The sequence below is a fragment of the Nocardia sp. NPDC049737 genome (assembly GCF_040674755.1).
Lineage (GTDB): Bacteria > Actinomycetota > Actinomycetes > Mycobacteriales > Mycobacteriaceae > Nocardia.
Genome location: NZ_JBFANH010000029.1, coordinates 112,821 through 137,202 on the forward strand (window position 1 = coordinate 112,821; position 24,382 = coordinate 137,202).

Here is a 24,382-nt window from a genome sequence, read left to right on the forward strand (position 1 = left end):
TTCCGAAGTCCACCCCGTTAGGAACCAAAGCATGTTGATGAGGAAATTCGCCGCGACCTCGGCGCTGGTGATCGCGGCGCTCGGTGTCACGGCCGGGACCGTGAATGCCGCTCCCGAAACCGACAACGGCGTCGTGAACTACACGGCTACCACGACCCCGTCCTCGACCATTATCAAGACCGATGTCGGTTCACTGGTCGACGAGAACGGTGTCTTCAAGATCAAGGCCGGCGACGGAACCACCCTTGCGGGCACCGACCTGTCGTTCCGGGTCGACGATTTCATCTTCCCGATCGCGGCGGATATCCAGGATCACAGTGCGACGCTGACTCCGCAGTTCGATATGGCTCACGCCGTGTACAAGCCGGTCGCGCTGCCGTTCGAGGACAAGGCCCCGTGGAAGTCCGACTACGACCGTGAGCAAGCCGCCTGGAACCGCCTGACCAGCACCATCAGCATGGGCGCCACCGTCGGCACCCTGGTCGGCGGTCTCGGTGGCGGCGCCGTCGGCTGTGTCCTTGGTGGTATCGCGGGCGCGACCGTCGCCGCGGCCACCATTGTCGGCCTCTTCGGCCCGTTCATCCCGGCCGCGGCCATCGGCTGCATCGGCGGCATCATCGCCGTCGGCGCACTAGGTACCCTCGCCGGACAGATTTTCGTCACGGCCCCGGTCGCAATCGCCGCCGCAATCCAGTACTTCACCACCATCAACCAGCCTTTCGCGGCGCCGAAGTAGACCCGGCACATCGATCGGCGGGCGCTCGCATTGAGCGCCCGCCGATTTGTTCTGTCGGTCCCGAAGTTGCCGGTTACCGATCTGGCGCGCAGTGTCGCCTGGTACCGGGACTTGCTCGACTTGCTGACAACCGATCCACCACGGCCGATTCCTCGGCACGGACTCCGGTCGGGACGGGTTGAATCTCTACGAGGAGCCGACGCTGGACGGCGCCTAGCCCGCTCATGCTGGTCGTAGCTGGTTTCATGAATCGACAAGGACCGCTATCCCGAGGAGCCTGCGCCATGGAGCTGCGCCAATTGCGCTATTTCGTCACTGTGGCCGAGGAACTGCACTTCGGGCGAGCGGCCGAGCGCCTGCATATCGCGCAACCGGCGGTGAGTCAGCAGGTGCGGCGCCTCGAGCAGGAGTTGAAGGTTCAGCTGCTGGATCGGTCGCCGCGGCGGGTGCGGCTGACGGAGGCCGGGCAGCGGTTTCTGCCCGCGGCGCGCAGGGTATTGATCGCCGCCGATCAGGCGCGGGCAGTGGTGGCCGATCTGGCTGGTTCGCGTGCCGAGGTGTTCCGGCTCGGCACAGTTACCGGACTCGGTACCCGGCTGGACGCCATCCTCGATGCCTTTGCCGAGCGTCTTCCGCGGGTGCGGATCGAGTTGGTCACGCTGCCGGTACGCGAGCGGTTGGCGCAGGTCGCCGACGGACAGCTGGACGCGGCGTTCGTCCGTGCACCCGCCGCCGAGGAAACTCCCGCCCTCGAATATCTGCGCGCATGGGATGACCCGCTCGTCGCGGCACTCCCCGCCCGGCATCCGCTGGCCGCACAGGAGACGGTGCGATTGTCCGACCTGGCCCCGGTGCCATTGCGGATGACCGAGCGGCGCAATCATCCGGCACTGGTGGACCTGGTGCTGATGTCTTGTCAGCGTGCGGGTTTCGAGCCCGTTCCGGCGCCGACCGCCACCACTCTGCAGGACAATTTGGCCGCGATCGGCACCGCCGCCGCAATGTGGACGGTGATCTACGCCGCCAATGCCGGCCAGGTGCACAATCCGCGCGTGGCCTTCCGTCCGTTCGCCGACGGCGGCCTGAGCCTGCCGATTGCCGTCGCCCTGCGGGCCGGTACCGATTCGCCCAGCTCGGCGTTGTTACGCGACCTCCTAGCGAAGTGAGCCGCAACAATAAGCACTCGTTATCGCTGTGCGAACGAACTGGCCCTTGGTCGACGACCTTGCTTCGGGTGAACTGACAACAGCCGCCGAACAAGTCGGAATCACCCGGATGCGGTCTGTCCCAACCCTTTTCAGACAGGAGATCAGTAATGCCCATCGTCACCGTCCAGCAGGGTCCGCGCGCCGTCGAACTCGAGCGGGATCTGGTCCGCCGGATCACCGACGCCTTCGTCGACGCCTACAAAATTCCGGCCGAAACCGTCCAGGTGTGGATTCACGAGACGCCCGCCGACAGCTGGGGCGCGGCCGGACAGCTGACCGCCGATAAGAAATAGCCCACAGCAGGGGTGCCGAAGCCCGACCGATACCGTCGCGGTCATGCCGATCAAGCATGACCTGCCGCGCTGGTTACCGGTCGGGCCGGTCACCCGGGTGCTGCTATCCGTAGAGGGTCGCCCGGTGCTCCGAGGCGGCCGCGAAGGCGTGCTCGATGGCGGCGTGCAGCTCGTCTGCAGTCGAGTGTGGGTATTCGGCTAGGGAAAGGCGACGGTTTCGTCGCAGCTGTCCGGGGGGTCGACCAAGCCGCATTCGACCGGCGGGCGGGACGGACGGTAGGTGGTCGGGACGCCGCCGGATTGGATGATGCCGCGGTAGGCGTCGACGGCGTCGGTGGGGTTGCGGGCCAGCGTGGGGTCGGTGCGGACGTCGACGGTGTAGAGGCCGAAACGTGGTGTGTAGCTGCCCCATTCGTAGTTGTCGGTCAGGCTCCAGTAGTTGTACCCGACGACGTTCATGCCGTCGGCTTTGGCGCGCTGGAGCCAGTAGACGGTGTCGCGGAGGTGGTCGGTGCGGGTGTAGCCGTCGGCGCGTGGCTTGCTGTCCTCGGTGGGCATGCCGTTCTCCACGACATACAGTGGGCGATCGGGAAACAGCTGCGCGTAATGGCGCAACGCGTAGTAGATGCCCTCAGTGTGAATCGGGAGTTCCCAGATCGCTGGACCCTCGTTCGAACCACCCTGTACTGCTTTGTTCGTTTCCGGCAGGGGCGCGAAATAGTAGTCGACGCCGATGAAATCGAGCTTATCGGCGATCCGGTCCACGATCGGCTGATTCACCTCGGTCTCGGCGCCCGCTACATAGCCGAGGTTGCTGGTGACCTGCGCGTCGGGCCGGTTCTGATGGATGGTGTCGTAGATTGCGTTGTGCGCCTGGGCAATTCGATCCAGCACTGCGGGCGCCTCGTCCGGTGTGATCGCGCCGATGCGAAGTTCGGTGCCGATGTAGGCGGCGGGCTCGTTGAAGGTGACCCACAGCGGATCGCGAGAGCCATAACGGCTCACCACCTTTCGCATATTGGCCAGCCAATCCTCGACCATGCCGGGGTTGCGCCAGCCGCCGCGATCGACGGCCCAGCCGGGATAGACCCAGTGATCCAGGGTGAGCATCGGCCGCATACCGGTCGCGAGAATGCGCGCTATCACGTTGTCGTAGAAGCCGAATGCCGCCTCGTCCCAGGTATCGGGTTGCGGCTGGACCCGCGCCCATTCGATGCCGATCCGATACACCCGGACCCCGAGGTGTGCGGCCAGGTTGATATCGGAGATGTAGCGCTTGTAGAAGTCGACCGAATTCTCGTAGTCGTCCCCGGCGTTGCCGGATTCGATATAGCGGGTCCAATTGCTGTCCGGCGCATGGCCTTCGGATTGGAAGCCCGATGATGCGACGCCCCAGAGGAATTCCCGGCCGAACGGAGCGATGGTCGCCTGGGCGGTCGGCATGGTGATGCCGGGCAGCAGTAGCGCGGTCGCGATGAACGCGAGTCCGACCAGGGTGCGGCGGCGCATCGGTGTTCGCATCGAGCTCCTGTCCCCATCCGGCACTGTTGGTCGTGCGTCACCTGGTGGGGCATTGCCCCGGGTAGTGATCTCTCAGCGTAACTGTGAGATTGCTGAAATCTGGGCAGGCGATCGGTGTGTCGCGCTTGTGGTCAAAAGACCTGGGAGTTCGTCTCGATTGCTACCTACTCGCGTCGTTAGCTCACCCGTCCACCGATGCGGCGGGTGAGCTCGTCAGCGGTCGACCGCACCTGCGCGGCGAGACCGGACCAATCGGCCGCGCAGGGGATCTGCTCGCAATGGTGCCGCAGCGTCAGGCTGATCGCCGCGATCGGCCGGTGGTCGTGATCGAATGCCGGATAGGCGACCGAGGCGAATCCGGCGGTGACATGTCCGTCTTCGCTCGCCCAACCGCGCCGCCGCTCGGCGGCCAGGATGGTGCGCAGCGCCGCGAGGCTGGTCGGCCCGCGGTCCGTGCGACGTACGAAGGCCGCCGCCGATGGGAACAGTGCCCGCACATGGGCGGCCGGTAGATGCGCCAGGATCGCCCGGCCCGACGCGGTCAACTGCGCGGGCAGGCGGACGCCGACATCGGTCACCAGAGTTTCAGGGCGCGCCGGGCGTTCCTTGATCAGATACAGCAGTTCATTGCCGTGCAGAACTCCGAGGTGCGCGTTGTGCCCGACCCGTCCGGCCAACTCGCGCAGCAACGGTCCGGCCACCCGCTCCAGCGGATCGTGGCGCAGATAGGCCGAACCCAATTCGAAGGCGGCGATACCGAGGCCGTAGCGCCGTTCGGCGGGCAGCCGGGTGACGAAACGGGCCTGCTCCAACTCCGCGAGCAGGTGATAGGTGGTGGAGCGGGGGATGTCCAGCTCACGCGCGACCGTGGATGCGGAGACCGGTCCGGCCCGGGTCGCCATCAGCTGCAGCACGGCCAGGCCGCGCCGCAGCGCCGGGATGTCGCTGCTCGTTCCCATGCCACTTCCTCCCAAGCCGGTTCGGGTCAATGTCTCGGATACCAGACGGAACCTGCCCCAGCCTCATTCTGCACCCGCCCCGGTGGCGGTGGAATGGGCCTATGCCGGATACCACGCAGTTACCGCCCGTGGAACTGGACGGACCGCTGACCATCGAACGCATCGTCGCCGTTGCCCGCGACGGCGCCAAGGTGGTATTCAGCGAGGCCGCCGAGAAGCGGCTGACCCATGCGCGCCAGCATGTCGACGCGCTGGCCGCGGGTACGGTCCCGACCTACGGCGTCTCCACCGGCTTCGGCGCACTGGCCACCCGGCACATTCCGCCGGAGCGTCGGGCCGCGCTGCAGCGGTCGCTGATCCGCTCACATGCCGCGGGCGCCGGCGCGCCGGTCGAAACCGAGGTAGTGCGCGCCATGATGCTGCTGCGGCTGCGCACCCTGGCCACGGGACATACCGGGGTGCGACCGGAGACGGCTCGCACCCTGGCCGCGTTGATCAATGCGGGCATTACGCCTGTGGTGCACGAGTTCGGCTCGCTCGGCTGCTCCGGCGATCTCGCGCCTTTGGCCGCGGTCGCTTTGGCGTTGATGGGGGAAGGTGAGGTCGCCGACTCCTCCGGCAAGGTGATTGCGGCCGCAGAAGCCTTGCGTGCCAAGGGGATCACCCCGGTAACTCTTGCCGAGAAGGAAGGGCTCGCGCTCACCAACGGCACCGACGGCATGCTCGGCATGCTGGCGCTCGCGATCAGTGATCTGCACCAACTGCTCGACGTCGCCGACATCACCGCCGCCATGAGCGTGGAGGCACTCCTCGGCACCGACCGGGTCTTCGCCGATGATTTGCAGGCGTTGCGTCCGCATCCGGGCCAAGCGGTGTCGGCGCGCCGTATGGCGGCCGCGCTCGCGGGATCGGAAATCGTTGCCAGCCACCGGGGGCCGGAGTGCAACCGAGTGCAGGACGCGTATTCGTTGCGCTGCGCACCGCAGGTACACGGTGCCGCCCGCGACACCGTCGCGCACGCCGAATTGGTGGCCGAACGCGAAATGGCCTCGGCGATCGACAACCCCGTCGTGCTCGCCGATGGCAGGTTGGAATCCAACGGCAACTTCCACGGCGCTCCGGTGGCGTATGTCCTGGACTTCCTGGCTATTCCGATCGCCGATGTCGCGAGCATGGCGGAGCGGCGCACCGACCGGATGCTGGATGTCGCACGCTCGCACGGCCTTCCGGCCTTCCTCGCGGCCGATCCTGGTGTCGATTCCGGTCACATGATCGCCCAGTACACCCAGGCCGGAATCGTAAGCGAGCTCAAGCGCCTCGCCATGCCCGCCTCGGTGGATTCGATTCCGAGCAGTGCGATGCAGGAAGACCATGTGTCGATGGGCTGGTCGGCCGCGCGCAAATTGCGCAGGGCCGTCGACGGTCTGGCCGCTGTGCTCGCCATCGAATATCTCACGGCCGCAAGAGCGTTGGATTTACGAGGCCCATTGCATCCGGGCCCGGCCACTGCGGCCGCTGTCGCCCTGTTGCGCACCGAGGTCGACGGTCCGGGACCGGACCGACATCTCGCCCCGGAAATCGCCGCCGCGACGGAACTCATCCGTTCCGGCGAACTGCTGGCCGCGGTCACCCCCCTCCTCGACACCTCAGGAAAGTGAGCTCCCTTGCCAACACCCGAAGCGATCCGGTTCCCACATGGCGAATCAGGCTCGCACACATGGTCATGCGAGGTCACCAGTAGCTATCCGACACCGACCTGCGGGACGGATCGGCAATTCGTTGATATGGAGGCAATCCGATGACACGGACAGTGCGCGCGGCGCGCGGCACGCAACTGACGGCCAAGAACTGGCAGACCGAGGGCGCCCTGCGGATGCTGCAGAACAATCTCGATCCCGACGTGGCGGAGCGGCCGCAGGACCTGGTGGTATACGGCGGCACCGGTAAGGCGGCGCGGAACTGGGCCAGCTTCGATGCAATCACCCGCACCCTCACCACGCTCGAGGCCGACGAGACCCTGCTGGTCCAGTCGGGTAAGCCCGTGGGCGTATTCCGGACGCACGAATGGGCGCCGCGGGTGCTGATCGCCAATTCGAATCTGGTCGGGGACTGGGCGACCTGGCCGGAGTTCCGCAGACTGGAATCGCTCGGCCTCACCATGTACGGGCAGATGACCGCGGGTTCGTGGATCTACATCGGCACCCAGGGCATTCTGCAGGGCACCTACGAGACCTTCGCCGCCGTGGCGGATAAGCGTTTCGGTGGCACCCTGGCCGGAACCGTCACGCTCACAGCAGGATTGGGCGGCATGGGCGGTGCGCAGCCGTTGGCGGTAACCATGAACGGCGGTGTCGCCCTGGTCGTCGAATGCGATCCGGCGCGCGCCGAGCGGCGCGTGCACGACCGCTATCTCGACGAGATCGCCACCGATTTCGATGATGCGGTGCGTCGGGTGTCGAAGGCGCGCAAGGAACGAAAGGCGCTGTCGGTCGGTCTGATCGGCAATGCGTCCGAGGTGCTGCCCAAGCTGCTCGCGGCGGGTGTCGAGATCGATATCGTCACCGACCAGACCTCGGCGCACGACCCCCTCGCGTACCTGCCGCGCGGTGTCGCAGTCGAGGACTGGGCCGATTACGCCGCGAAGAAGCCCGACGAATTCACCGATCGCGCCCGCGAATCCATGGCCGAGCACGTCGATGCGATGCTCGGGTTCCTCGATCGTGGTGCCGAGGTCTTCGACTATGGCAATTCGCTGCGAGGTGAGGCGAAACTCGGTGGCTGCGAACGGGCCTTCGACTTCCCGGGTTTCGTGCCCGCCTACATTCGACCCTTGTTCTGCGAGGGCAAGGGGCCGTTCCGCTGGGCCGCGCTGTCCGGTGATCCGGCGGATATCGCCGCGACCGACCGCGCCATGCTGGAACTGTTCCCGGAGCACGAATCCCTGCACCGCTGGATCAGCATGGCCGGGGAACGCGTTGCCTACCAAGGACTTCCGGCCCGCATCTGCTGGCTCGGCTACGGTGAGCGACACCTGGCCGGACTCCGCTTCAACGAGATGGTGGCCAACGGTGATTTGCGGGCCCCGGTGGTGATCGGTCGTGACCACCTCGACTCCGGCAGTGTCGCCTCGCCGTATCGCGAAACCGAGGCCATGGCCGATGGATCCGATGCCATTGCCGACTGGCCGCTGCTCAATGCGCTGGTCAACACCGCTTCGGGCGCGAGCTGGGTTTCGATTCACCACGGCGGCGGGGTGGGCATGGGGCGGTCCATTCACGCCGGACAGGTCTGTGTCGCCGATGGAACCGCGTTGGCCGGGCAAAAGATCGAGCGCGTGCTCACCAATGACCCTGGTATGGGCGTCATTCGGCATGTGGATGCCGGGTACGAGCGGGCCAGCGCGGTCGCCGAGGAACGTGGCGTACGAATCCCCATGCAGGAGAACAAGTGACGGCGAATGGCCTGCTCGCCGAAATCGCGGATGTGGGCCGCGACGCACGGCGCGGCGGATACTCGCGGCACGCCTTCGATCGTGCCGAACTGGAATTGCGGGATTGGTTCATCGAGCAGGCGGCCCGGCGCGGTCTGGATGTAACGACGGATCGCAACGGAAATGTCTGGGCGTGGTGGGGGAGCCCGGGGGCCGGTGCGGTGGTCACGGGGAGTCATCTGGACTCGGTGCCTGGTGGGGGCGCGTTCGATGGCCCGCTCGGAGTGACGAGCGCGCTCGCGGCAGTGGATATCTTGCGCGCGGAGGGTTTCACTCCTGTGAAGCCGCTCGCACTATTGGTGTTCGCGGAGGAGGAGGGTGGACGTTTCGGGGTGCCATGCCTGGGGTCGAGGTTGCTCACCGGTGCCATCGACGCCGACCGGGCGCGCGGACTACGCGACGCCGCTGGGATCACCTTTGCGGAGGCCGCGGCCAAAGCGGGGCAGGATCCGGATCGATTCGGCGCGGATCCCGAAGCGCTCGCCAGTATCGGCTGCTTCGTCGAATTGCATGTCGAACAGGGACGCGGACTGATCGACTTGGACAGCCCGGTCGCGACCGGCAGCAGCATCATCGCGCACGGGCGCTACCGGTTCTCCTTCACCGGGCAGGGAAATCATGCGGGTGCGACCCGCATGTCCGACCGTCACGATCCGATGCTGCCCGCGGCCGCTGTGATCGCGGCCGCGCGCCGGGTTGCCGCGGCCACCGAGGATGCCAGGGCTACGGTCGGCAAGCTGATGCCCACACCGGGCGGCACGAATGTCATTGCCTCGACCGTGGATCTGTGGCTGGACGCGCGCGTCGCCGGAGACGGCCGCACCGCCGCGCTGGTCGAGGATATCGCCGGATTCGCACGCGAGGCGGCGGCCACCGAGGGCTGCGAGATCACTGTTACCGAGGAATCCTATTCGGACGATGTCGTTTTCGACGAGACACTGCGAGGCCGAATGGACGCAGTACTGGGAGGTGTACCCGCTCTACCGACCGGCGCGGGGCACGATGCGGGGATCCTGGCGGCCCATGTGCCCTCCGGCATGCTCTACGTGCGCAATCCGACCGGTATCAGCCATGCGCCGCAGGAGTATTCCGAACCCGCGGATGTGGACTTCGGCGCAGCGAGCCTGGCTCGCGTGCTCGAGGATTTGGCGAAATGAGCACGCGGGTTCAGGCGTCAGATCTGTGTCATCGGAATCCGATGCATGGGAGCGCGGCCGAATGAGCGTCTATTGGGCCGAATACGCCTGGCTGCCAGATGGTTTGGCCGAACGGGTGACGATCGATGTCACCGGATCGACGATCCGCTCAGTGGCCCGGGGAACCGAGCCGAATGGAAACGTATTGCGCGGCTTGACTGTTCCCGGTTTCGCGAATGCGCACTCACACGCCTTCCATCGCGCCTTGCGCGGACGCACCCACCATGCCCGAGGCTCGTTCTGGACCTGGCGGGAACGGATGTATGCCGTCGCCGATCGGCTGGATCCTGACTCCTACTACCGGCTCGCACGCGCGGTATACGCGGAGATGGTGCTCGCCGGATACACCAGCGTCGGCGAATTCCACTATCTGCATCACGCACCCGGCGGCGTAACCTACGCCGATCCGAATGCGATGAGCGCGGCGCTGGCCGCAGCGGCACGGGATGCGGGAATTCGGCTCACCCTGCTCGATACCTGTTATCTCAGTGGCGGATTCGGTCAACCGCCGAACGAACACCAGCTTCGCTTCAGCGACGGTGATGCGGCGACCTGGGCCGAGCGCGCCGCCGCGTTCAAACCGGAGTCGGAGCTGGTGCGCACCGGTGTCGCCGCACATTCGGTGCGCGCGGTACCGCTGCAGGCGCTGGCGGTGGTCGCCCAACAGGCAGATGGTCGGCCGGTGCACGTCCACCTCTCGGAACAACCGGGCGAGAACCGCGATTGCCTTGCTGCACATGGGCTTACGCCGACCGCTCTATTGGCTCGAAGCGGGTTGCTCGGTCCGGACACGGTAGCCGTGCATGCCACACATATGAGACCCGCCGATATCCAGATGCTGGCGGACGCGCGGTCGAGGGCTTGCTTCTGCCCGACCACCGAACGCGATCTCGGCGACGGCATCGGCCCGGCCCGCGAACTTCTCGACACTGGAGTCCGGCTGTGCCTCGGCACTGATAGTCACGCGAGCGTCGACGGTTTCGAAGAGTGGCGTGCACTGGAGTTGAACGAACGCCTCGCATCCCGCACTCGTGGACGATTCGAGATCGCGGAGTTGTTCAGTGCGGCAACCGATCACGCATCGATCGGCTGGCCCGAAGTGGGCCGCATCGAAGCGGGTGCCGCTGCCGATCTGGTCACCGTAGATCTCGACTCGATCCGGACCGCGGGCACCGCACCCACGGCCGCATTGTTCGCGGCCTCGGCCGCGGATATCCGCGCGGTGCTGATCGCCGGGCGGCAGGTGGTCTCGGAGGGTCGCCATTTGCTGGTGGAGGACCCCGAAATCATTCTGCGAGACGAGATTCGGGCCTTGTGCCCACCTTGACAGCTTGCGGCAACGACGAGACCAGAATCTCCACCGACAGAAAGGGCACCGTGTCGACCCTCATCACTGGAATCGGTGAGCTGACTACCAACGCACCGGACGGCCCGCTGCACGATGCCGCGGTGGTGCTCGATGGTGAACGCTTCGCTTGGATCGGCCCGGCGAGCTCCGCACCGGCCGCCGATTATCGTGTCGATATCGGCGGCCGCGCCGCGCTGCCCGGCTGGGTCGACAGTCACACCCACCTGGTCTTCGCCGGTGATCGCACCGCCGAATTCGAGGCCAGAATGGCTGGCCAGCCCTACCGTGCCGGTGGTATCGCGACGACCGTCGCCGCCACCAGAAGCGCCTCCGACGAACAGCTTTCAGCCAACCTGAGCCGCCATGTCGCGGAGGCCTACCGCCAGGGCACGACCTGCCTGGAGACCAAAACCGGATACGGCCTGAGCGTGCCCGACGAGGCACGTTCGGCCCGAATCGCCGCCGCCATCGCCGACGAGGTGACCTACCTGGGCGCACACCTGGTCCCGCCCGGTACCGACGCCGAAACCTACGTCGACCTCGTCTGCGGCGATATGCTCGACGCGGTCGCACCGCATGTGCGCTGGGCCGATGTCTTCTGCGAGACAGGCGCTTTCGACGAAGCTCAGTCCGATCGCGTCCTGCGCGCCGCCGCCGCACGCGGACTCGGGTTGCGCGTACACGGCAATCAATTGGGCGCCGGCCCCGGCGTGCAACTGGCGGTCCGTCACGGCGCAGCGAGCGTGGACCACTGCACCCACCTCACCGAAGCCGATATCGATGCCCTCGCCGCCTCGGACACCGTCGCCACCGTCCTGCCTGCCTGCGATTTGTCCACCCGACAGCCTCTTGCTCCGGCCCGCGCACTGCTCGACGCGGGCGCGATCGTAGCCCTGGCTACCAATGCCAATCCGGGCAGCTCCTACACCACGTCGATGGCCTACTGCGTGGCAACGTCGGTACTCCAAATGGGCCTCTCGATCGCCGAAGCGGTGTACGCGGCAACGGCCGCGGGTGCGAAAGCGTTGCGCCGCAACGATGTGGGGGTCATCGAGGTCGGTACGCGCGCCGATCTCCAGGTACTCGACGCTCCCTCGGTAACCCATTTGGCGTACCGCCCAGGCGTCCCACTGACGCTTGCCGTTTGGCGCTTGGGGCAACGCATTCCGACGACCGAATGGCCGAGTGCCACCGGGTGACCGGCCGCGGCCTATGAGTTTTCGAGCGAGTGGAGGGCGGCATTCACGAGAGTCATTGCGGTGCGGGCACATACATCGACGGCCACGTCGGGTTCCAGTGCGCGTACATCGATCAGCACGATGAACGCCTCCCAGCCCACCACGAGCGCAATACTCGACACGAGATCGTCGAATTGCGGCTGGGGCATGCGGTCACGCAATGGTTCGAGCGCCCATTCGATCCAACGCACCCGACGATGCCCGGGCGGCGGTGCGTCCTGCGCGGGCGGGTCGACGGTGAGCTTCACCAGCCGCCGCCCCATCGGTAGCAGCTCGGTGATCTGCGCACCCATCGCCCGCGCCAATTCGCCGATGCGTACGCGCGGGTCGTCGGAACGGATATTCGTCAGCGCCTCATCGGTGTTCGCGCTGAGCAGGCTCATGGTGGCATCGAGCATCAACTGGTCGAGAGTTGGGAAATGCAGGTAGACAGTGCGTCTGGATACGTCCGCGGCGGCGGCGATGTCATTGACCGAGGGTTCTATGCCGCGGTTCAGCAATGTCATGGAGGCGTCGACGATGGCTTTGCGGGTGCGTCGGCGCTGGGCGACGCGGCCCGATGTGAGCTGGGCGGTTTCCTCGACCTGGCTGGTCTCGCTGACCTGGGCGCGGTGCTCGGTCATTCCTGCTTGTCCTCCGAGTGCCATCTTGACAGTGCTGCCTCGGCCAAAACTATACTAAGTTGCACTTATTGCACAGGAGTGCATTTAGTATCGGGAGGAACTAAATGACTATCGGGGATGTTCGATCTGCGCTGGAGCAGGAGTTATGAGCCGCCGGGTTGTCGAGGACCCGGGCTGTCGAACCCACGACATGGTGCTCGTGCACCGCGTGTTCCGTCGCGAATTCCGTTTGCTGGCAGACATTGTCGAGGCCACCTCGCCCACGGATGCCGAACAGGTGACGCGAGTGAGTGCACATGCACGTGAGATGCTTGCCGCGCTGCATCGTCAGCACCGCAATGAGGACGAACTGGTATGGCCGAAACTGCTTTCGGCGGAACTGGATTCGACGGTGCTCGATCTCATGCAAACCCAGCACGAACAGATCGATGCGATCATGCGGCGTCTCGATGCCGAACTGTCCGAATGGGAACATCAGGGCGGTGCGGAAACGACCGACCTGCTGGCCGAAGGGCTGCGCCGACTACACGAGGCCCTCACCGAACATCTTCGCCTGGAAGAAGATACGGCACTGCCGATAGTGGCGGCGACCTTGACCGCATCGGAGTGGGCCGAGCTCGGTAAGCGCGGTATGGCGTCGTTCTCGAAAGGGCGGGCCCTGGTATTCCTCGGTCATATCGCCGAGGAGGCCGATGAGCGCGAATGGTCGGAATTCCTGCGAGAAGTCCCGGTTCCCGTCCGGCTGCTGTATCGAGTGTTCGGCCGCCGTGGCCACGCACGGGAGACCGCACTGCTGCGTCGCGATCTGCGCTCGGTCGGAAAGGTTGTCAGATAGTCGAATTCAGCGCGCCGGGAAGCGGATGATCCGATCATCACCGGCACGGACGTCGCCGCGGCCGTCCGTGTTGGAGGTGGTCAGCCACAGTGCGCCGTCCGGGGCTATTGCCACCGTGCGCAGGCGGCCCAGGTCGGGCAGCCAGGACTGCGGTGTGCCCAGCGTGCCGTCGCGCAGTGGAACCGTCCACAATCGTTCGCCGCGCAGCGCCGCCACATAGAGGGTGTCGCCGGATATGGCGATGCCGGACGGCGATGCCTCCGAAGGTTTCCAAATGACTTGCGGGTCAGTGAATCCCCGCTCCGTGCCGCCCATACCTTCGACGATCGGCCAGCCGTAGTTGTGGCCCGGCTCGATCGGATTGATCTCGTCGAACGCGTCCTGACCGAACTCCGCGGCGAAGAGTCTGCCTGAACGATCCCAGGCCAGACCTTGCACATTGCGGTGCCCCAGGCTGTAAACCGGCGAACCGGGCGTTGGATTGCCCGGTGCCGCAGCGCCATCGGGCGTCAGCCGCAAGATCTTGCCATTGGGGCTCGCCGGATCCTGAGATCTATTGCCCTGCGCCGCATCTCCGGTACCGATATACAACATGCCGTCGGGCCCGAATGCGATCCGTCCGCCATTGTGGTTCCCGGCCTTGGCGATACCGGCGAAGATGACTTCCGGTTGCCCATCGAGCCGGAACCGCACGATCCGATTATCGTCGGCAGCGGTGAAATACGCATAGACATACCGTGTTTCGGCATAATCCGCCGCCACGGCCAGCCCCAACAGACCACCCTCGCCCCGCGCGACCACCCCGGGAACCTCGTACACCTTCTCGGCCGGGCGGCCGGGCACCACCCGCAGAATTCGGCCGGTATCCCGCTCTGCGACCAGGACATCACCGTCGGGCAGGAAGGCAAGCCCCCACGGCACATCGATATCGCGCACGATCTCCTGCCCCGCCGCCAGATCCGGCACACCCGACGGCGTACTTGGTGCGGTGCTCGTGACGACGCTCGCTTCGGAACCGGAATCGCCGCCGCATCCGGTAACCGCGCCCACCATCAGCACGGCGATCACGATCCCGATGAATCTCCGCATGCGTATCCCTCCGATTGATCATTCGGCGGTGCTATCTCGATCGTGCCCGCTCGCACGCCTACCCGCCACGGCATCAGGACTAGTGTCGACGGCGCTATCCACCATGTGAGTCGCGAAGCTGTCCTGGACCACGGCCATCGGGCGAGCTCGCGCGCATCGGCCGGTTCGGCAAGCGTTGGTTAGCTGCTGCCCGCCACTAGGACGGCGACCAGGGCGATCGCGCCGGGCAGCGCCTGAACGATCAGGATCCGACGGTTCGCGGTCGCAGCACCGTAGATTCCGGCGACGACAACACATGCGGTGAAGAAGATCATCGCGGCGAATCCGACCGGGTCCGAGGCGATGATGCCCCAGATCAGACCGGCCGCCAGGAAGCCGTTGTAGAGGCCCTGGTTGGCGGCCAAAACCTTGGTCTGCTCGGCGAATTCGACGGTGCTGCCGAAGGACGCGCGCACTCGCGGCGTGGTCCACAGGAACATCTCCATGACCAAGATATAGATGTGCAGCAACGCCACCAGGCCGACCAGCACTTCGGCTACTATGCGCATTCGATTGATCCCTTCACGCGGATTCGGCTCGTTGTCGGTCCACAGGATGGACGATGGGCGTCGAGTGCGTAGGAAGGCGCGCCCGATGAATCTCGCGCGCTAATTCTTGTGCAGAGTGCCGGTGACGTCGCCGAGCACACCACTGAAACCGCCGCTGAAGCTGTAGGTGACCGAACCGTCCGGCTGCAGGATTACCTTCGATGTCGACCCTTCATCCATGCACCCGCTCGCACCGCCGCTGAGCCGTGCCACGAAGGTGAGCTGGGTATCGGTCGCATTCGTCAGACGTTCGGCGCGTTCACAACGGTTGTGCGATGCCTGGCCGGTATTGGCCGAGGAGGCGAGCTCCTCGCCGACTTTCCCGTCGTGAATGGTCAATTCGACATCGAAGGTGGCGAGCGCATCCCTTGCGGTGCCGGTCCACTTGCCGACGAACGCTTCGGGTATCACGGAGTCCGTTGCCGCTGCCGAGGTGCTCGTCTCGGAGGTCTGCGTCATCGAGGTGGTCGTGCGCGGGACGGTGGTTGCCACCGCCGAAGTGCTCACCGTCGCCGCGGAATCGGAGGACTTGTCGGTCAGCTGCGTGCCGATGAGGAATGCGCCGCCCGCGACGATGAGACACACCACCAAAGCCGCGACGATCAATGCGCTCCGGCGTGACCGACTCTTCGGCGCAGGCTGCGCGTGGTAGTAGGCAGGTTGCGGCCCCGACCGATCCTGCGCAGGCGGATAGGGCGCATAACCATGACTCGAATTAGCTTGTGGCCCAGGAGGTCCGGATTGCCATGCGGTATTTCCGGGCTGCCAAGCCACCGCATCGGTCCCAGTCCGCGACAGCGCATGGGGCGCTGCGTGCGGCCCCGAATTCGATTGCGGCATCGGCCGCGAAATCGTCGGCGCCGACCGCGACGGATCCGGCCCGACCGCCTCGACCGGCCCGGATTCCAGATCGAGCAGCGCAACCGCCCGCCGACTCACCTCTTCGAGCACCGGCGCGGGCAGCCAGCCGACACGTTCCGGAACCTCGAGTTCGGCCAGCTGATCGAGTAACTGCTGCGGAGTCGGCCGCGCTGTCACATCCTTGTTCAGACAGGCAGCGATGAGCGGCCGCAGCCGGTCCGGCACCGCCGCGAGGCGCGGCTCCTCGTACACCACCCGATACAGCATCTGCACCGTCTCGCCGGAGCCGAACGGTCCCTGCCCGGTTGCCGCGTAAACGAGCACGCCGCCGAGTGCGAAGACATCACCCTCGGGCCCCATGGTCGGTCCGACCACCTGCTCCGGACACATGAAGCCCGGTGAGCCGATGACACTTCCGGTGGTCGTCAGTGCGCTGTCCTCGGCGGCGCGTGCGATGCCGAAGTCGATCACCTTCGGACCGTCCACGGCGAGCAGCACATTGGACGGTTTCAGATCGCGATGCACAATCCCGGCGTCGTGCACGGCGATCAAGGCCTCCGCCAGACCGTGCGCGAGCACCAGCAGCGTGTTCTCGTTGAATGTGCCGAACTGCTCGACCGCATCGGTCAACGAGAATCCGGCCACATAGCCGGTCGCCAGCCACGGCGGCGTCGAATCCACATCCGCGTCGAGCACCGGCGCGGTGTACTTCCCGCCGACCCGCCGCGCTGCGGTGACCTCGCGGCGGAACCGCTCCCGGAACTCGTTGCCGATCAGATCCGGCCGTATCACTTTCACCGCGACCGTGCGGCCACCCGCGCTGCGCCCGAGGTACACCCGGCCCATACCGCCCGCACCGAGCAGGCCGAGTAGCCGGTAGTCCCCGATCCGCGTGGGATCGTCTGTGCCGAGCGGTCGCATCGCGAACTGAGGTCCTCTCACCTGACGTCGAACACGCAAAGGCTACCCATCGACGCGCTCGGCCGCCCTAGCCGGTGGCGGCCGGAACCGGTGTGGGAGCCGCGCGGCGCAGCTGCCGCGCCAACAAGTATGCGGCGATGGCGGCCGGAACATTCATCAGCACCCCGTAGACCGCGGGCGGCACCGCCATCTGCGAATTGTGCAGCACGCTCGAGGCGACCGCGATGGCCAACGCGCCGTTGTGGATGCCGATCTCCATCGCCGAGGCGATCGCCTGATCGGTCTCCACCCGGAACAAGCGCGGCACGGTGTACCCGATGACGAAGCTCAACGTCGACAGCAACAGACTGAGCGTGGCGAGCTTGCCGATATTCTCGGTCAGCGTGTCGAACTCGCGCCCCACCGCCGCCACGACGACCAACAGCAGCACCACTGCCGAGACGATCTTGACGTTCTTGCGCATCCGCTCGGCCCAGTCGGTGAACCGGCGATGCACCCACATCCCCACCGCGACCGGGACCAGCACGATCGCGAACACTTGGGCGAACTTATCCGGCCGCAGCCCGATCGCGGCGTCATCGTCCATGAACAGCGTGAACGACAGCGTGACCACAAGCGGCAGGGTGAAGACGGCGAGAATCGAATTGATTGCGGTCAGCGTGATATTCAGGGCCACATTGCCGCCGGCGATATGGCTGAACAGATTCGCCGACGGCCCGCCCGGTGAGGCGACCAGTAACATCACCCCGACGGCCAGCGCACCCTCGAGTCGGAACAGATAGACCAGACCCAGGCAGATCGTGGGCAGCAGGATCATCTGGCATACCAGCGCGACCACCGCCGCCTTGGGATACCGCAGCACCCTGGCGAAATCGTCGACGGTCAAGGTCAACCCGAGTCCGAACATAACCAGCGCCAGGGCCAGCGGTAGGAACACGGCGAAAATCGTTGAACCCATTCAGATCTCCTCATCAGGACTCGGACGGTTATCGACGTTATCGACTCACCGTCCCCGTGGCGACCCCACCTGTGGGAGACCGGCCGCGGCGATCGCCGGATTCGACGATGCGATGATGGTGTGCGCAGCGCGATCGAGATATTCGTCCGACCTGAAGGGCTTCCCCTCGATGCAGACTTATCGGCTCGTTTTGCTCGGCCTCGGTATCGCACTGACCTGTGTGACCGGATGCGGCTCGGGTGATAACGATGACCGGATAACCGATTTCGCCCCGACCACTACGGTGGCGACCACGTCACCTGCGGCGAAATGTGGGGTCGATCTGACCGCGCCGGTGATCAGTTCGGCCATCGCGACGTTGCCCGTCGATCCGCTCACCAAGGTGCCGTGGTCCACCGATCCGGCCGGATTCGAGGGCACCTTCGATCCGTGCGTCACGCTATCGGCCGTCATCATCACCGTCGAGGGCGCGACCGGTAGTTCACCGAATCAGGTGCTGCTGTTCCACAAGGGCGAATTCGTCGGTACCGGCACGCGGGACAGTCTCGGGTTCACTTCGCTGGATCCGGGGCGCACGACCGATGACACCGTCGGTGTGATCTACAAGACGCCGGGTAGTTGCAATGCCTGCCCGGACGGCACGTTGACGCCGGTCCAATTCCATTGGGATGGAAAGCAAGTCCAGACGATCGGGACGCCACCGAAATAACATCATCGCAATATGCGATCCAGGGCGGTGTGCAGCTCGGCGGGCGGATCAGGCGGCAGGCTCGGCATGCGCCAGGCAATGATCTGATCGGGGCGCACGAGCAGCGCGCCGGCAGGGGATATGCCGACGGTTTCGGGCCAATCCTGGTCGAGCTCATGGATTTCCAACGCTGGATCGGCTTTCCATGCGGTGCCTGCTGGACCGACCAGCAGGGCACAGGACGTCTTGATGAGGTCGAGCGTGGAGCGACCGTCGGGAAGCCGGCGATGAGGCAGTCGAGTCCCGGGTTGGCCGGTGAGATCCAGATGCGTCATGGTGTGCGTGCTGCCGTCGTCGATGAACGCACCCGCACGGTAGCGATTCCCGAGGATCAGCGCGATCGGATCGGCGAGTGGTGTGGCGTCGGTGGATTCGCGATTCATGCTGCGCAGGTCGGCGGTTCGGATGCTCGACTGGTCGGCGATATACCAGCCGACCGGGCGACGTTCGGCGTGGTAGGTGTCCAGTAATGTCGGATCGGCCTCGTCGCGGAGTACAGCCGCCAACTTCCAGGCGAGATTATGCACATCCTCGATGCCGGTATTCGCGCCCGCGGCGGCGAAGGGCGGCATGACGTGTGCGGCGTCACCGGCCAGGAAAACGCGGCCCACACGGTATTGCTCGGCGACGAACATTCCTGGCTCCCAGGGCAATACGCTGACCAGCTCGATCGGAATATCGGGAACGCCGATGGCCGTTCGCAAGACGCTCGGCCATTCATCCGTGGGACGGTCAACTCCCTCGGTGGTGGTGAATATCCAGCGCTGTGACCCGTCGACCGAGGCGAAAGCTCCTGGTGCGTCGGCATTCTCGATCTGACAGAGGTTGAATTCGCGGCCGCGCACCAACCCGGCGAGATCGGCGCGGAAGTACACGTTGACGGCTCGGCCGAGCGTGCCACGCCCATCGCGCGGAATACCCAGCCGCTCGCGGATCGGACTCGACGCGCCGTCGGCGGCGATCAGGTAGTCCGCTCGCAGTCGCTCGACCGTGCCATCGGCGGCGCGGATCGTGGCGGTGATGCCATCGGTCTCGTCGACGAAGTCGGCGAGCTCGACGCCGAATCGCACATCGCAGCCGCGGGCCACGGCAATGCGCCGCAGCACCGGCTCCAGCAGGTCCTGGGCACACAGGCAGGCGGTGGCCGGGGTGATGGTCGACCAGTCCGGCACCCCGCCGGGCAGCGTGAAGGGGATTCGTTCGGCCTGCGCGAGCGTCGGACCGGCCGCGAATTGCTGGTACTCGGCGAGGTCGCGGGCCGCGTCCAGCACCTCCTCGGCAATGCCGAGCTGGCCGAACAGTTCCATGGTCCGGATATTGACGCGCCGGGCCTTGGGTTGCGGTGAGGTGCTCGGTCTGCGTTCGACCAGCACCGTTGCTACGCCATGCCGACGCAGGAACAGCGCGGCCGACAGTCCGACCAATCCGCCACCGGCAATTAGAACACGAGGTGCGTGTACTTTGTACATCATGTGTACGTTGTACACGAATGGTTGAATGCCTGGCAAGGAGGTGGCAGTGGGCGAGCGCCAGCGAGGTGGAGGCATGAGTGAGGATTCGTCGCCGCCCGGACCGTTGATCTGGTCGCTCCCGGAACCGCCGGGCCGACCGACCACGACGCTGAGCCGGGCGAGCATCCTGCGTGCGGCATTGACCGTGGCTGATGCCGAGGGTGCGCGGGCGCTGACCATGCGGCGGATCGCCACGGCGGTCGGTGCGTCCACGCCGATGTCGCTGTATCGCTATGTCGGCAGCAAGGACGGTCTGGTCGACCTGATGATCGACGCCGTCTACGGCGAGATTCCGCTGCCCGCAACGCCTTCGGGGCATTGGCGCACCGCACTCGAAGAGCTTTCGCTGGCCACCTGGTCGGTGATCCAGCGCCACCTCTGGTTCGGTGAACTCGTGCATACCAGACCGCCGCTCGGGCCGAATGCGCTGCGCTACTTCGACTTCCGTTTCGCCCTCTTGGAGCCCCTCGATATCGCCGCCGACGATATGACGCTGATCACCGCGGCCGTCGACGGCCACCTCATCGGCGCCGCCCTGCAACTCGCCGAAGAGAACCGCATGCGGGCCCGCGCCGGACTGCGCACCGACGACGAGCTGGCCGCCGCCGCGCGACCGATGCTGGCGCCGATCCTCGCCGACGGTCGCTACCCGGCCTTCGCACGCTGGATCGCCGCGCGCACCACCACCACCGGCGTCGACCCCGTCGAGTGGACGCTGACCAGCCTGCTCGACGGCATCACGGATCGTCTCCGACTGCCGAGATAACTCAGTTCGCGGCATCGATCGGGACGTAGCGCGTGAGGATGTTGTCGGAGTCCTCGAAGGTTCGGGTTTCCACCCGTCGCAGGGCCGGATGGTCGCCGATGAAGATCGGGGTGCCCGCGCCGAGCGTGGTCGCCCCGATCACCAGATGCAATTCATCCACCAGGCCGTGGATCAGCAGGTCGTTCCACAGGATTCGGCTGGCGAAGACGACGATATCGCCGCCCGGCTGTCGCTTCAGCTGAGCGATCGCCTCGTAGACATCGGAGCGGGCGACGATGCGGGTGTTGTTCGCCCAGGCGTGGTCCGCTGGTGGAAGTTCCGCGTGGTCGGAGACCACGACCTTGTCGATGGCGTTGTAGCGCTTGGAGAATTCGCGATTGGTGGTCGAGGACGTCGGATCGTGCTCGACATTCGGCCAGAAGGCGCTGAACATCCCGTAGGACGTGCCGCCGAGCAGGACGGTATCGGCATTCCGGATGTGCTCGAGGTTGGTGCGGTCGAAAGATTCGTCCATCGGCAGGGCCATGACATTGCCGCCCGGGCCTTCGAAGTAGCCGTCCAGCGACATGATGTTGACGACGATGAGCTTGCGCATTTCGATCCTTCCGGTTCATCACGCCTCGGTGGCGCATACCCGTGGGTCGGAGCGCGGCTCGGTGCTTCGACATAGATCGGTCACGGTTCGATAACGCCTCAGAATGGGTCCAGTGAGTCTGCGGGATATCCGACGAACCGAACGGACCGAACCTAGCGGGATATTCGCCAATGGGTTGCTATGGTCGTCGCGCGTCGATCGGACGACCTTGTCTGCATGCTGCGTACCAATCGAGAGGGGATCACGAGTTGTCGGGGCATGGAGTGGCACCTGCGCTTATGCGGTGGGTTCGACTGGCGACCGTTGTCGCCGCCGTTGTGGCACTTGCTTCGAGTGCTGGTGGCTCCGCGACCGCCGAGCAAAGCGTCGACAGCACCCTCGGTGAGCGATGGACCGCTATGCACGACGGCCCGCAGGAGTACCCCGATGTCCATATCGACTGGGATGTCCCGATTCGCATGAGTGACGGCGTCATACTCAAGGCGAATGTGTATCGGCCCGTCGATGCGGCGAACACGGTGGTCGACAAGCCGTTGCCGACGATCGTGAATCTCACGCCCTACACCAAACTCATTAGCAATCTGGTGGATTCGGCCTTCGCCGCGCCCGGGCTGCGGCCTTTCACCATGGATATGGTCCGGCGCCTCAATCTGTCCGGCACGCCGATCAGCGGATTCGGCGAGCTGATGCACGCACTCGACGGCGGCATGATCCAAACCGTGCTCGGCATCGACCGCAATCTCATCCGCAGCGGCTACACATTGGTGGTCGCGGACGTCCGTGGTACCGGCTTCTCCCAGGGCGCCTGGAACACCCTCGGCAAGCGTGAACAATTGGACACCCTCGAGGTGATCGATTGGGCGGCCGAGCAGCCGTGGTCCAACGGCACGGTCGGTATGAGTGGCGGCTCCTATGCCGGTATCAATCAACTGCGGGCGGCCGAAAACGCCCCTGCCGCACTGAAAGCCATCTTCCCGGTGGAGGCGGGCAGCGATCTCATGCGCGATGTCGTCGCGCCCGGCGGCGGCATCGGCACGACCTTCCTGCCGCTGTGGTTGAACAATGTGAACCAGACGAAGCTGATTCCCGATGTGCAGGCGATGCTCAACGGCACCTTCGATTGGAAATGGCTCCAGTCCAGGGTGGCCGATCCGACAACCAATTCCGATCTGCTCGCCCAGGCGCTGCTCACCCCGTCGCTGGACCGGGTGCCGACGGCACTTGCCGCGGCACTCGACGACAACAGTGAATTCCGGCAGGGGATCCTGGGGCATCCGGAGCGAATTACGGTGCCCACCTTCATGTATGGCGGCTGGCATGACATCTTCGCCAATAGCGCGTCCAAACTTTACAACGTCATCCCACTGCCACAGGCGAAGAAGCAGTTACTGATCGGCGATACCTACCATGCGAATCCGGGTGCCGGTACCGGTGCGCCCGGCGCGCCGCCGCGGTTGGATGTGCTGCAGCGGGTGTGGTTCGACAAGTGGCTCAAGGGCATCGACAACGGCATCGGCGACTTCGGGCCGATCACGCTGTGGGAGCAGGGTTCGGGCTGGAAGACCTTGGGGCAGTTCCCGGAACGCGACGTCACACATCACCGTGTCTACCTGTCCTCGGCGTCGAGCGATACCGCCGAGCACGCGGTGCACGACGGGTCACTGGCCTCGACGAAGCCGAACGAGCGCGTCGCCCTGCAGGTCGCGCCCGGGATGACCACGGCATGCTCACGCGATACCGCGCAGGGCTCCGCCGGTTTAGCCGCGCCATTCGATATCTGCGCCAAGGATTCCCGTATTGCCGAGGGCAACGGGCTGACCTTCACCAGTGCGGAGATGAGTGAGCCGACCGTGATCTCCGGGCCGATCAATGTGCACCTCAATGCGGTTCACGATGCGAGGGACGGCTATTGGGACGTCACCGTCAACGATGTCGCGCCCGACGGCACATCGACCGTATTGACCACCGGCCAGCTCACCGCGTCACTGCGCGCGGTGGACGAGTCGCGGAGCGTGCGTTCGGCGAGCGGCGATTACACCGCCCCGTACAACCCGATCACCCTGGAGAGCATGCTGCCCGTCGTGCCGGGAAACCCCGTGACGCTGGATATCGCGGTCATCCCGACACAGGCCCTCTTGCTGCCCGGCCACCGGCTGCGGGTGGATGTGTTCGCCGGAAACGCGCCGAAGGCATTGGCATTTCGGCCGATGCTCAACGCCACCGAACTCAAGCCGCAATATCTGCAGCTCGATCCGGATGCGCCGAGCTTCGTCAATCTGCCCACGAACCGGCCCATCCCCTGAAATGTGGCGAAAAGCTTGACTCAGCCGGGAGCGGCGAGTTATTCTATAAATGGGAAGCAATTCAGCGTGGGTTCGACGTAACCCAAAAACAGTGGTTCCTATTCTGATTCCGCACTCGACATTCCATGAGTGTGAGTGTAATTTTGGACGTTGCGCTGGTTGCCTCCTGTCCACCTCACGAACCAATCGTTGTAAACATCATCCGCTGTGGTGATGTTTCCTTCGTGGTGCGCGAGTTTCGTTCGGGTGCGTGGCCGGGGCGAAATTCGTCAGTAGACAAGCGATGTTCGCGCATTGCGTGAGGGGAAGGACGCACCTTGTCAGAATCGAGTCGGACGGTCGGTGCACCGAAGCGGATTTCCTTCGCCAGGATCCGGGAGCCGCTGGAGGTCCCCGGCCTGCTCGACGTGCAGACCGATTCGTTTGCCTGGTTGATCGGCGGCCCAGAATGGGAGACCCGCGCCGCCGCGCTCGGCGTGGGTGATTCGACGGGCGGACTGCAGGAGGTGCTCGAGGAGCTTTCGCCGATCGAGGACTTCTCCGGGTCGATGTCGCTTTCTTTCTCTGATCCTCGTTTCGAGGAGGTCAAGGCCTCT

23 protein-coding genes are annotated in these 24,382 nt (G+C 65.4%); 14 read left to right on the top strand and 9 right to left on the bottom strand.

The window, feature by feature from the left end; all coding sequences use genetic code 11:
- The first annotated feature begins 31 nt into the window (after nucleotides 1-31).
- The 4 genes from AB0J47_RS32600 (at nucleotide 32) to AB0J47_RS32615 (ending at nucleotide 2,439) form a co-directional block, all read left to right on the top strand.
- On the top strand, nucleotides 32-736 hold the full coding sequence (locus AB0J47_RS32600) for a hypothetical protein (RefSeq protein WP_364354922.1): 705 nt from the start codon (nucleotides 32-34) through the stop codon (nucleotides 734-736).
- Between the two features lie 284 nt (nucleotides 737-1,020).
- Nucleotides 1,021-1,902 carry a LysR family transcriptional regulator gene (locus AB0J47_RS32605; protein WP_364354925.1) on the top strand — a complete coding sequence of 294 codons (882 nt, stop codon included), beginning with the start codon at nucleotides 1,021-1,023 and terminating at the stop codon, nucleotides 1,900-1,902.
- Between the two features lie 149 nt (nucleotides 1,903-2,051).
- Entirely contained in the window at nucleotides 2,052-2,237 is a 186-nt protein-coding gene (gene dmpI / locus AB0J47_RS32610; protein ID WP_364354928.1) for a 4-oxalocrotonate tautomerase DmpI, read from the top strand.
- Nucleotides 2,238-2,280: 43 nt separating this feature from the next.
- Nucleotides 2,281-2,439, top strand: a complete 159-nt coding sequence (locus AB0J47_RS32615; RefSeq protein WP_364354931.1) for a hypothetical protein — start codon at nucleotides 2,281-2,283, stop codon at nucleotides 2,437-2,439.
- Here AB0J47_RS32615 and AB0J47_RS32620 read toward each other — a convergent pair.
- Both AB0J47_RS32620 and AB0J47_RS32625 read right to left on the bottom strand, forming a co-directional pair.
- Nucleotides 2,436-3,758, bottom strand: coding sequence for a family 1 glycosylhydrolase (locus AB0J47_RS32620; protein WP_364354934.1), 1,323 nt, complete (start codon nucleotides 3,756-3,758; stop codon nucleotides 2,436-2,438). The two genes, AB0J47_RS32615 and AB0J47_RS32620, sit on opposite strands and share 4 nt — an antisense overlap.
- 176 nt (nucleotides 3,759-3,934) lie before the next feature.
- On the bottom strand, nucleotides 3,935-4,717 hold the full coding sequence (locus AB0J47_RS32625; RefSeq protein ID WP_364354937.1) for an IclR family transcriptional regulator: 783 nt from the start codon (nucleotides 4,715-4,717) through the stop codon (nucleotides 3,935-3,937).
- Between the two features lie 101 nt (nucleotides 4,718-4,818).
- Here AB0J47_RS32625 and hutH point away from each other — a divergent pair, with 101 nt between their 5' ends.
- The 5 genes from hutH (at nucleotide 4,819) to hutI (ending at nucleotide 11,950) form a co-directional block, all read left to right on the top strand.
- Complete coding sequence (gene hutH / locus AB0J47_RS32630) at nucleotides 4,819-6,375, top strand: histidine ammonia-lyase (protein ID WP_364354940.1); 1,557 nt, start codon at nucleotides 4,819-4,821, stop codon at nucleotides 6,373-6,375.
- 140 nt (nucleotides 6,376-6,515) lie between these two features.
- On the top strand, nucleotides 6,516-8,168 hold the full coding sequence (gene hutU / locus AB0J47_RS32635) for a urocanate hydratase (protein WP_364354943.1): 1,653 nt from the start codon (nucleotides 6,516-6,518) through the stop codon (nucleotides 8,166-8,168).
- Nucleotides 8,165-9,364, top strand: coding sequence for an allantoate amidohydrolase (locus tag AB0J47_RS32640; RefSeq protein ID WP_364354946.1), 1,200 nt, complete (start codon nucleotides 8,165-8,167; stop codon nucleotides 9,362-9,364). The genes hutU and AB0J47_RS32640 overlap by 4 nt, the downstream gene beginning before the upstream one ends.
- Nucleotides 9,365-9,425: 61 nt before the next feature.
- Entirely contained in the window at nucleotides 9,426-10,730 is a 1,305-nt protein-coding gene (locus AB0J47_RS32645; RefSeq protein ID WP_364354949.1) for a formimidoylglutamate deiminase, read from the top strand.
- 50 nt (nucleotides 10,731-10,780) lie between these two features.
- Nucleotides 10,781-11,950 carry an imidazolonepropionase gene (gene hutI / locus AB0J47_RS32650; RefSeq protein WP_364354952.1) on the top strand — a complete coding sequence of 390 codons (1,170 nt, stop codon included), beginning with the start codon at nucleotides 10,781-10,783 and terminating at the stop codon, nucleotides 11,948-11,950.
- Nucleotides 11,951-11,961: 11 nt separating this feature from the next.
- Here the strand turns inward: hutI and AB0J47_RS32655 are convergent, their stop codons facing one another.
- Nucleotides 11,962-12,612 carry a TetR/AcrR family transcriptional regulator gene (locus AB0J47_RS32655; RefSeq protein ID WP_364354955.1) on the bottom strand — a complete coding sequence of 217 codons (651 nt, stop codon included), beginning with the start codon at nucleotides 12,610-12,612 and terminating at the stop codon, nucleotides 11,962-11,964.
- A 145-nt stretch (nucleotides 12,613-12,757) separates the two neighbouring features.
- Here AB0J47_RS32655 and AB0J47_RS32660 point away from each other — a divergent pair, with 145 nt between their 5' ends.
- On the top strand, nucleotides 12,758-13,447 hold the full coding sequence (locus AB0J47_RS32660; protein WP_364354958.1) for a hemerythrin domain-containing protein: 690 nt from the start codon (nucleotides 12,758-12,760) through the stop codon (nucleotides 13,445-13,447).
- 6 nt (nucleotides 13,448-13,453) lie between these two features.
- On the opposite strand, the gene AB0J47_RS32665 is transcribed toward AB0J47_RS32660, so the two are convergent.
- The 4 genes from AB0J47_RS32665 to AB0J47_RS32680 all read right to left on the bottom strand — a co-directional run bounded on the left by AB0J47_RS32665 (nucleotide 13,454) and on the right by AB0J47_RS32680 (nucleotide 17,863).
- Nucleotides 13,454-14,542 carry a PQQ-dependent sugar dehydrogenase gene (locus tag AB0J47_RS32665; protein WP_364354994.1) on the bottom strand — a complete coding sequence of 363 codons (1,089 nt, stop codon included), beginning with the start codon at nucleotides 14,540-14,542 and terminating at the stop codon, nucleotides 13,454-13,456.
- Between the two features lie 173 nt (nucleotides 14,543-14,715).
- Entirely contained in the window at nucleotides 14,716-15,084 is a 369-nt protein-coding gene (locus AB0J47_RS32670) for a DUF1304 domain-containing protein (protein WP_364354961.1), read from the bottom strand.
- A 99-nt stretch (nucleotides 15,085-15,183) separates the two neighbouring features.
- The gene (locus AB0J47_RS32675) at nucleotides 15,184-16,905 is read right to left on the bottom strand and encodes a protein kinase (protein ID WP_364354964.1); all 1,722 of its coding nucleotides are present in this window, start codon (nucleotides 16,903-16,905) and stop codon (nucleotides 15,184-15,186) included.
- A 67-nt stretch (nucleotides 16,906-16,972) separates the two neighbouring features.
- Complete coding sequence (locus AB0J47_RS32680) at nucleotides 16,973-17,863, bottom strand: bile acid:sodium symporter family protein (protein WP_364354967.1); 891 nt, start codon at nucleotides 17,861-17,863, stop codon at nucleotides 16,973-16,975.
- Between the two features lie 169 nt (nucleotides 17,864-18,032).
- Here AB0J47_RS32680 and AB0J47_RS32685 point away from each other — a divergent pair, with 169 nt between their 5' ends.
- The gene (locus AB0J47_RS32685; protein ID WP_364354970.1) at nucleotides 18,033-18,572 is read left to right on the top strand and encodes an LppP/LprE family lipoprotein; all 540 of its coding nucleotides are present in this window, start codon (nucleotides 18,033-18,035) and stop codon (nucleotides 18,570-18,572) included.
- Nucleotides 18,573-18,574: 2 nt separating this feature from the next.
- Here AB0J47_RS32685 and AB0J47_RS32690 read toward each other — a convergent pair whose 3' ends face one another.
- Entirely contained in the window at nucleotides 18,575-20,083 is a 1,509-nt protein-coding gene (locus tag AB0J47_RS32690; RefSeq protein WP_364354973.1) for an FAD-dependent monooxygenase, read from the bottom strand.
- A gap of 73 nt (nucleotides 20,084-20,156) precedes the next feature.
- Here AB0J47_RS32690 and AB0J47_RS32695 point away from each other — a divergent pair, with 73 nt between their 5' ends.
- Entirely contained in the window at nucleotides 20,157-20,888 is a 732-nt protein-coding gene (locus AB0J47_RS32695) for a TetR/AcrR family transcriptional regulator (RefSeq protein ID WP_364354976.1), read from the top strand.
- A gap of 1 nt (nucleotide 20,889) precedes the next feature.
- On the opposite strand, the gene AB0J47_RS32700 is transcribed toward AB0J47_RS32695, so the two are convergent.
- On the bottom strand, nucleotides 20,890-21,483 hold the full coding sequence (locus AB0J47_RS32700; RefSeq protein WP_364354979.1) for a dihydrofolate reductase family protein: 594 nt from the start codon (nucleotides 21,481-21,483) through the stop codon (nucleotides 20,890-20,892).
- Nucleotides 21,484-21,761: 278 nt separating this feature from the next.
- On the opposite strand from AB0J47_RS32700, the gene AB0J47_RS32705 reads away from it, so the two are divergent.
- Complete coding sequence (locus AB0J47_RS32705; protein WP_364354982.1) at nucleotides 21,762-23,786, top strand: CocE/NonD family hydrolase; 2,025 nt, start codon at nucleotides 21,762-21,764, stop codon at nucleotides 23,784-23,786.
- Between the two features lie 317 nt (nucleotides 23,787-24,103).
- Nucleotides 24,104-24,382: hypothetical protein (locus AB0J47_RS32710; RefSeq protein ID WP_364354985.1), on the top strand; the 279-nt coding region annotated here is incomplete at its 3' end.

Bases quoted from the DNA above. Each gene is read 5' to 3' on its own strand.
- AB0J47_RS32645 (WP_364354949.1), top strand. From the start codon at position 9,426: ATGAGCGTCTATTGGGCCGAATACGCCTGGCTGCCAGATGGTTTGGCC.
- AB0J47_RS32700 (WP_364354979.1), bottom strand. From the start codon at position 21,483: ATGCGCAAGCTCATCGTCGTCAACATCATGTCGCTGGACGGCTACTTC.
- AB0J47_RS32625 (WP_364354937.1), bottom strand. From the start codon at position 4,717: ATGGGAACGAGCAGCGACATCCCGGCGCTGCGGCGCGGCCTGGCCGTG.
- AB0J47_RS32620 (WP_364354934.1), bottom strand. From the start codon at position 3,758: ATGCGAACACCGATGCGCCGCCGCACCCTGGTCGGACTCGCGTTCATC.
- AB0J47_RS32685 (WP_364354970.1), top strand. From the start codon at position 18,033: ATGCAGACTTATCGGCTCGTTTTGCTCGGCCTCGGTATCGCACTGACC.
- AB0J47_RS32675 (WP_364354964.1), bottom strand. From the start codon at position 16,905: ATGCGACCGCTCGGCACAGACGATCCCACGCGGATCGGGGACTACCGG.
- AB0J47_RS32655 (WP_364354955.1), bottom strand. From the start codon at position 12,612: ATGACCGAGCACCGCGCCCAGGTCAGCGAGACCAGCCAGGTCGAGGAA.
- dmpI (WP_364354928.1), top strand. From the start codon at position 2,052: ATGCCCATCGTCACCGTCCAGCAGGGTCCGCGCGCCGTCGAACTCGAG.
- AB0J47_RS32670 (WP_364354961.1), bottom strand. From the start codon at position 15,084: ATGCGCATAGTAGCCGAAGTGCTGGTCGGCCTGGTGGCGTTGCTGCAC.
- AB0J47_RS32600 (WP_364354922.1), top strand. From the start codon at position 32: ATGTTGATGAGGAAATTCGCCGCGACCTCGGCGCTGGTGATCGCGGCG.
- hutU (WP_364354943.1), top strand. From the start codon at position 6,516: ATGACACGGACAGTGCGCGCGGCGCGCGGCACGCAACTGACGGCCAAG.
- AB0J47_RS32680 (WP_364354967.1), bottom strand. From the start codon at position 17,863: ATGGGTTCAACGATTTTCGCCGTGTTCCTACCGCTGGCCCTGGCGCTG.
- AB0J47_RS32705 (WP_364354982.1), top strand. From the start codon at position 21,762: ATGCGGTGGGTTCGACTGGCGACCGTTGTCGCCGCCGTTGTGGCACTT.
- AB0J47_RS32660 (WP_364354958.1), top strand. From the start codon at position 12,758: ATGAGCCGCCGGGTTGTCGAGGACCCGGGCTGTCGAACCCACGACATG.
- AB0J47_RS32695 (WP_364354976.1), top strand. From the start codon at position 20,157: ATGAGTGAGGATTCGTCGCCGCCCGGACCGTTGATCTGGTCGCTCCCG.
- AB0J47_RS32605 (WP_364354925.1), top strand. From the start codon at position 1,021: ATGGAGCTGCGCCAATTGCGCTATTTCGTCACTGTGGCCGAGGAACTG.
- hutH (WP_364354940.1), top strand. From the start codon at position 4,819: ATGCCGGATACCACGCAGTTACCGCCCGTGGAACTGGACGGACCGCTG.
- AB0J47_RS32690 (WP_364354973.1), bottom strand. From the start codon at position 20,083: ATGATGTACAAAGTACACGCACCTCGTGTTCTAATTGCCGGTGGCGGA.
- AB0J47_RS32615 (WP_364354931.1), top strand. From the start codon at position 2,281: ATGCCGATCAAGCATGACCTGCCGCGCTGGTTACCGGTCGGGCCGGTC.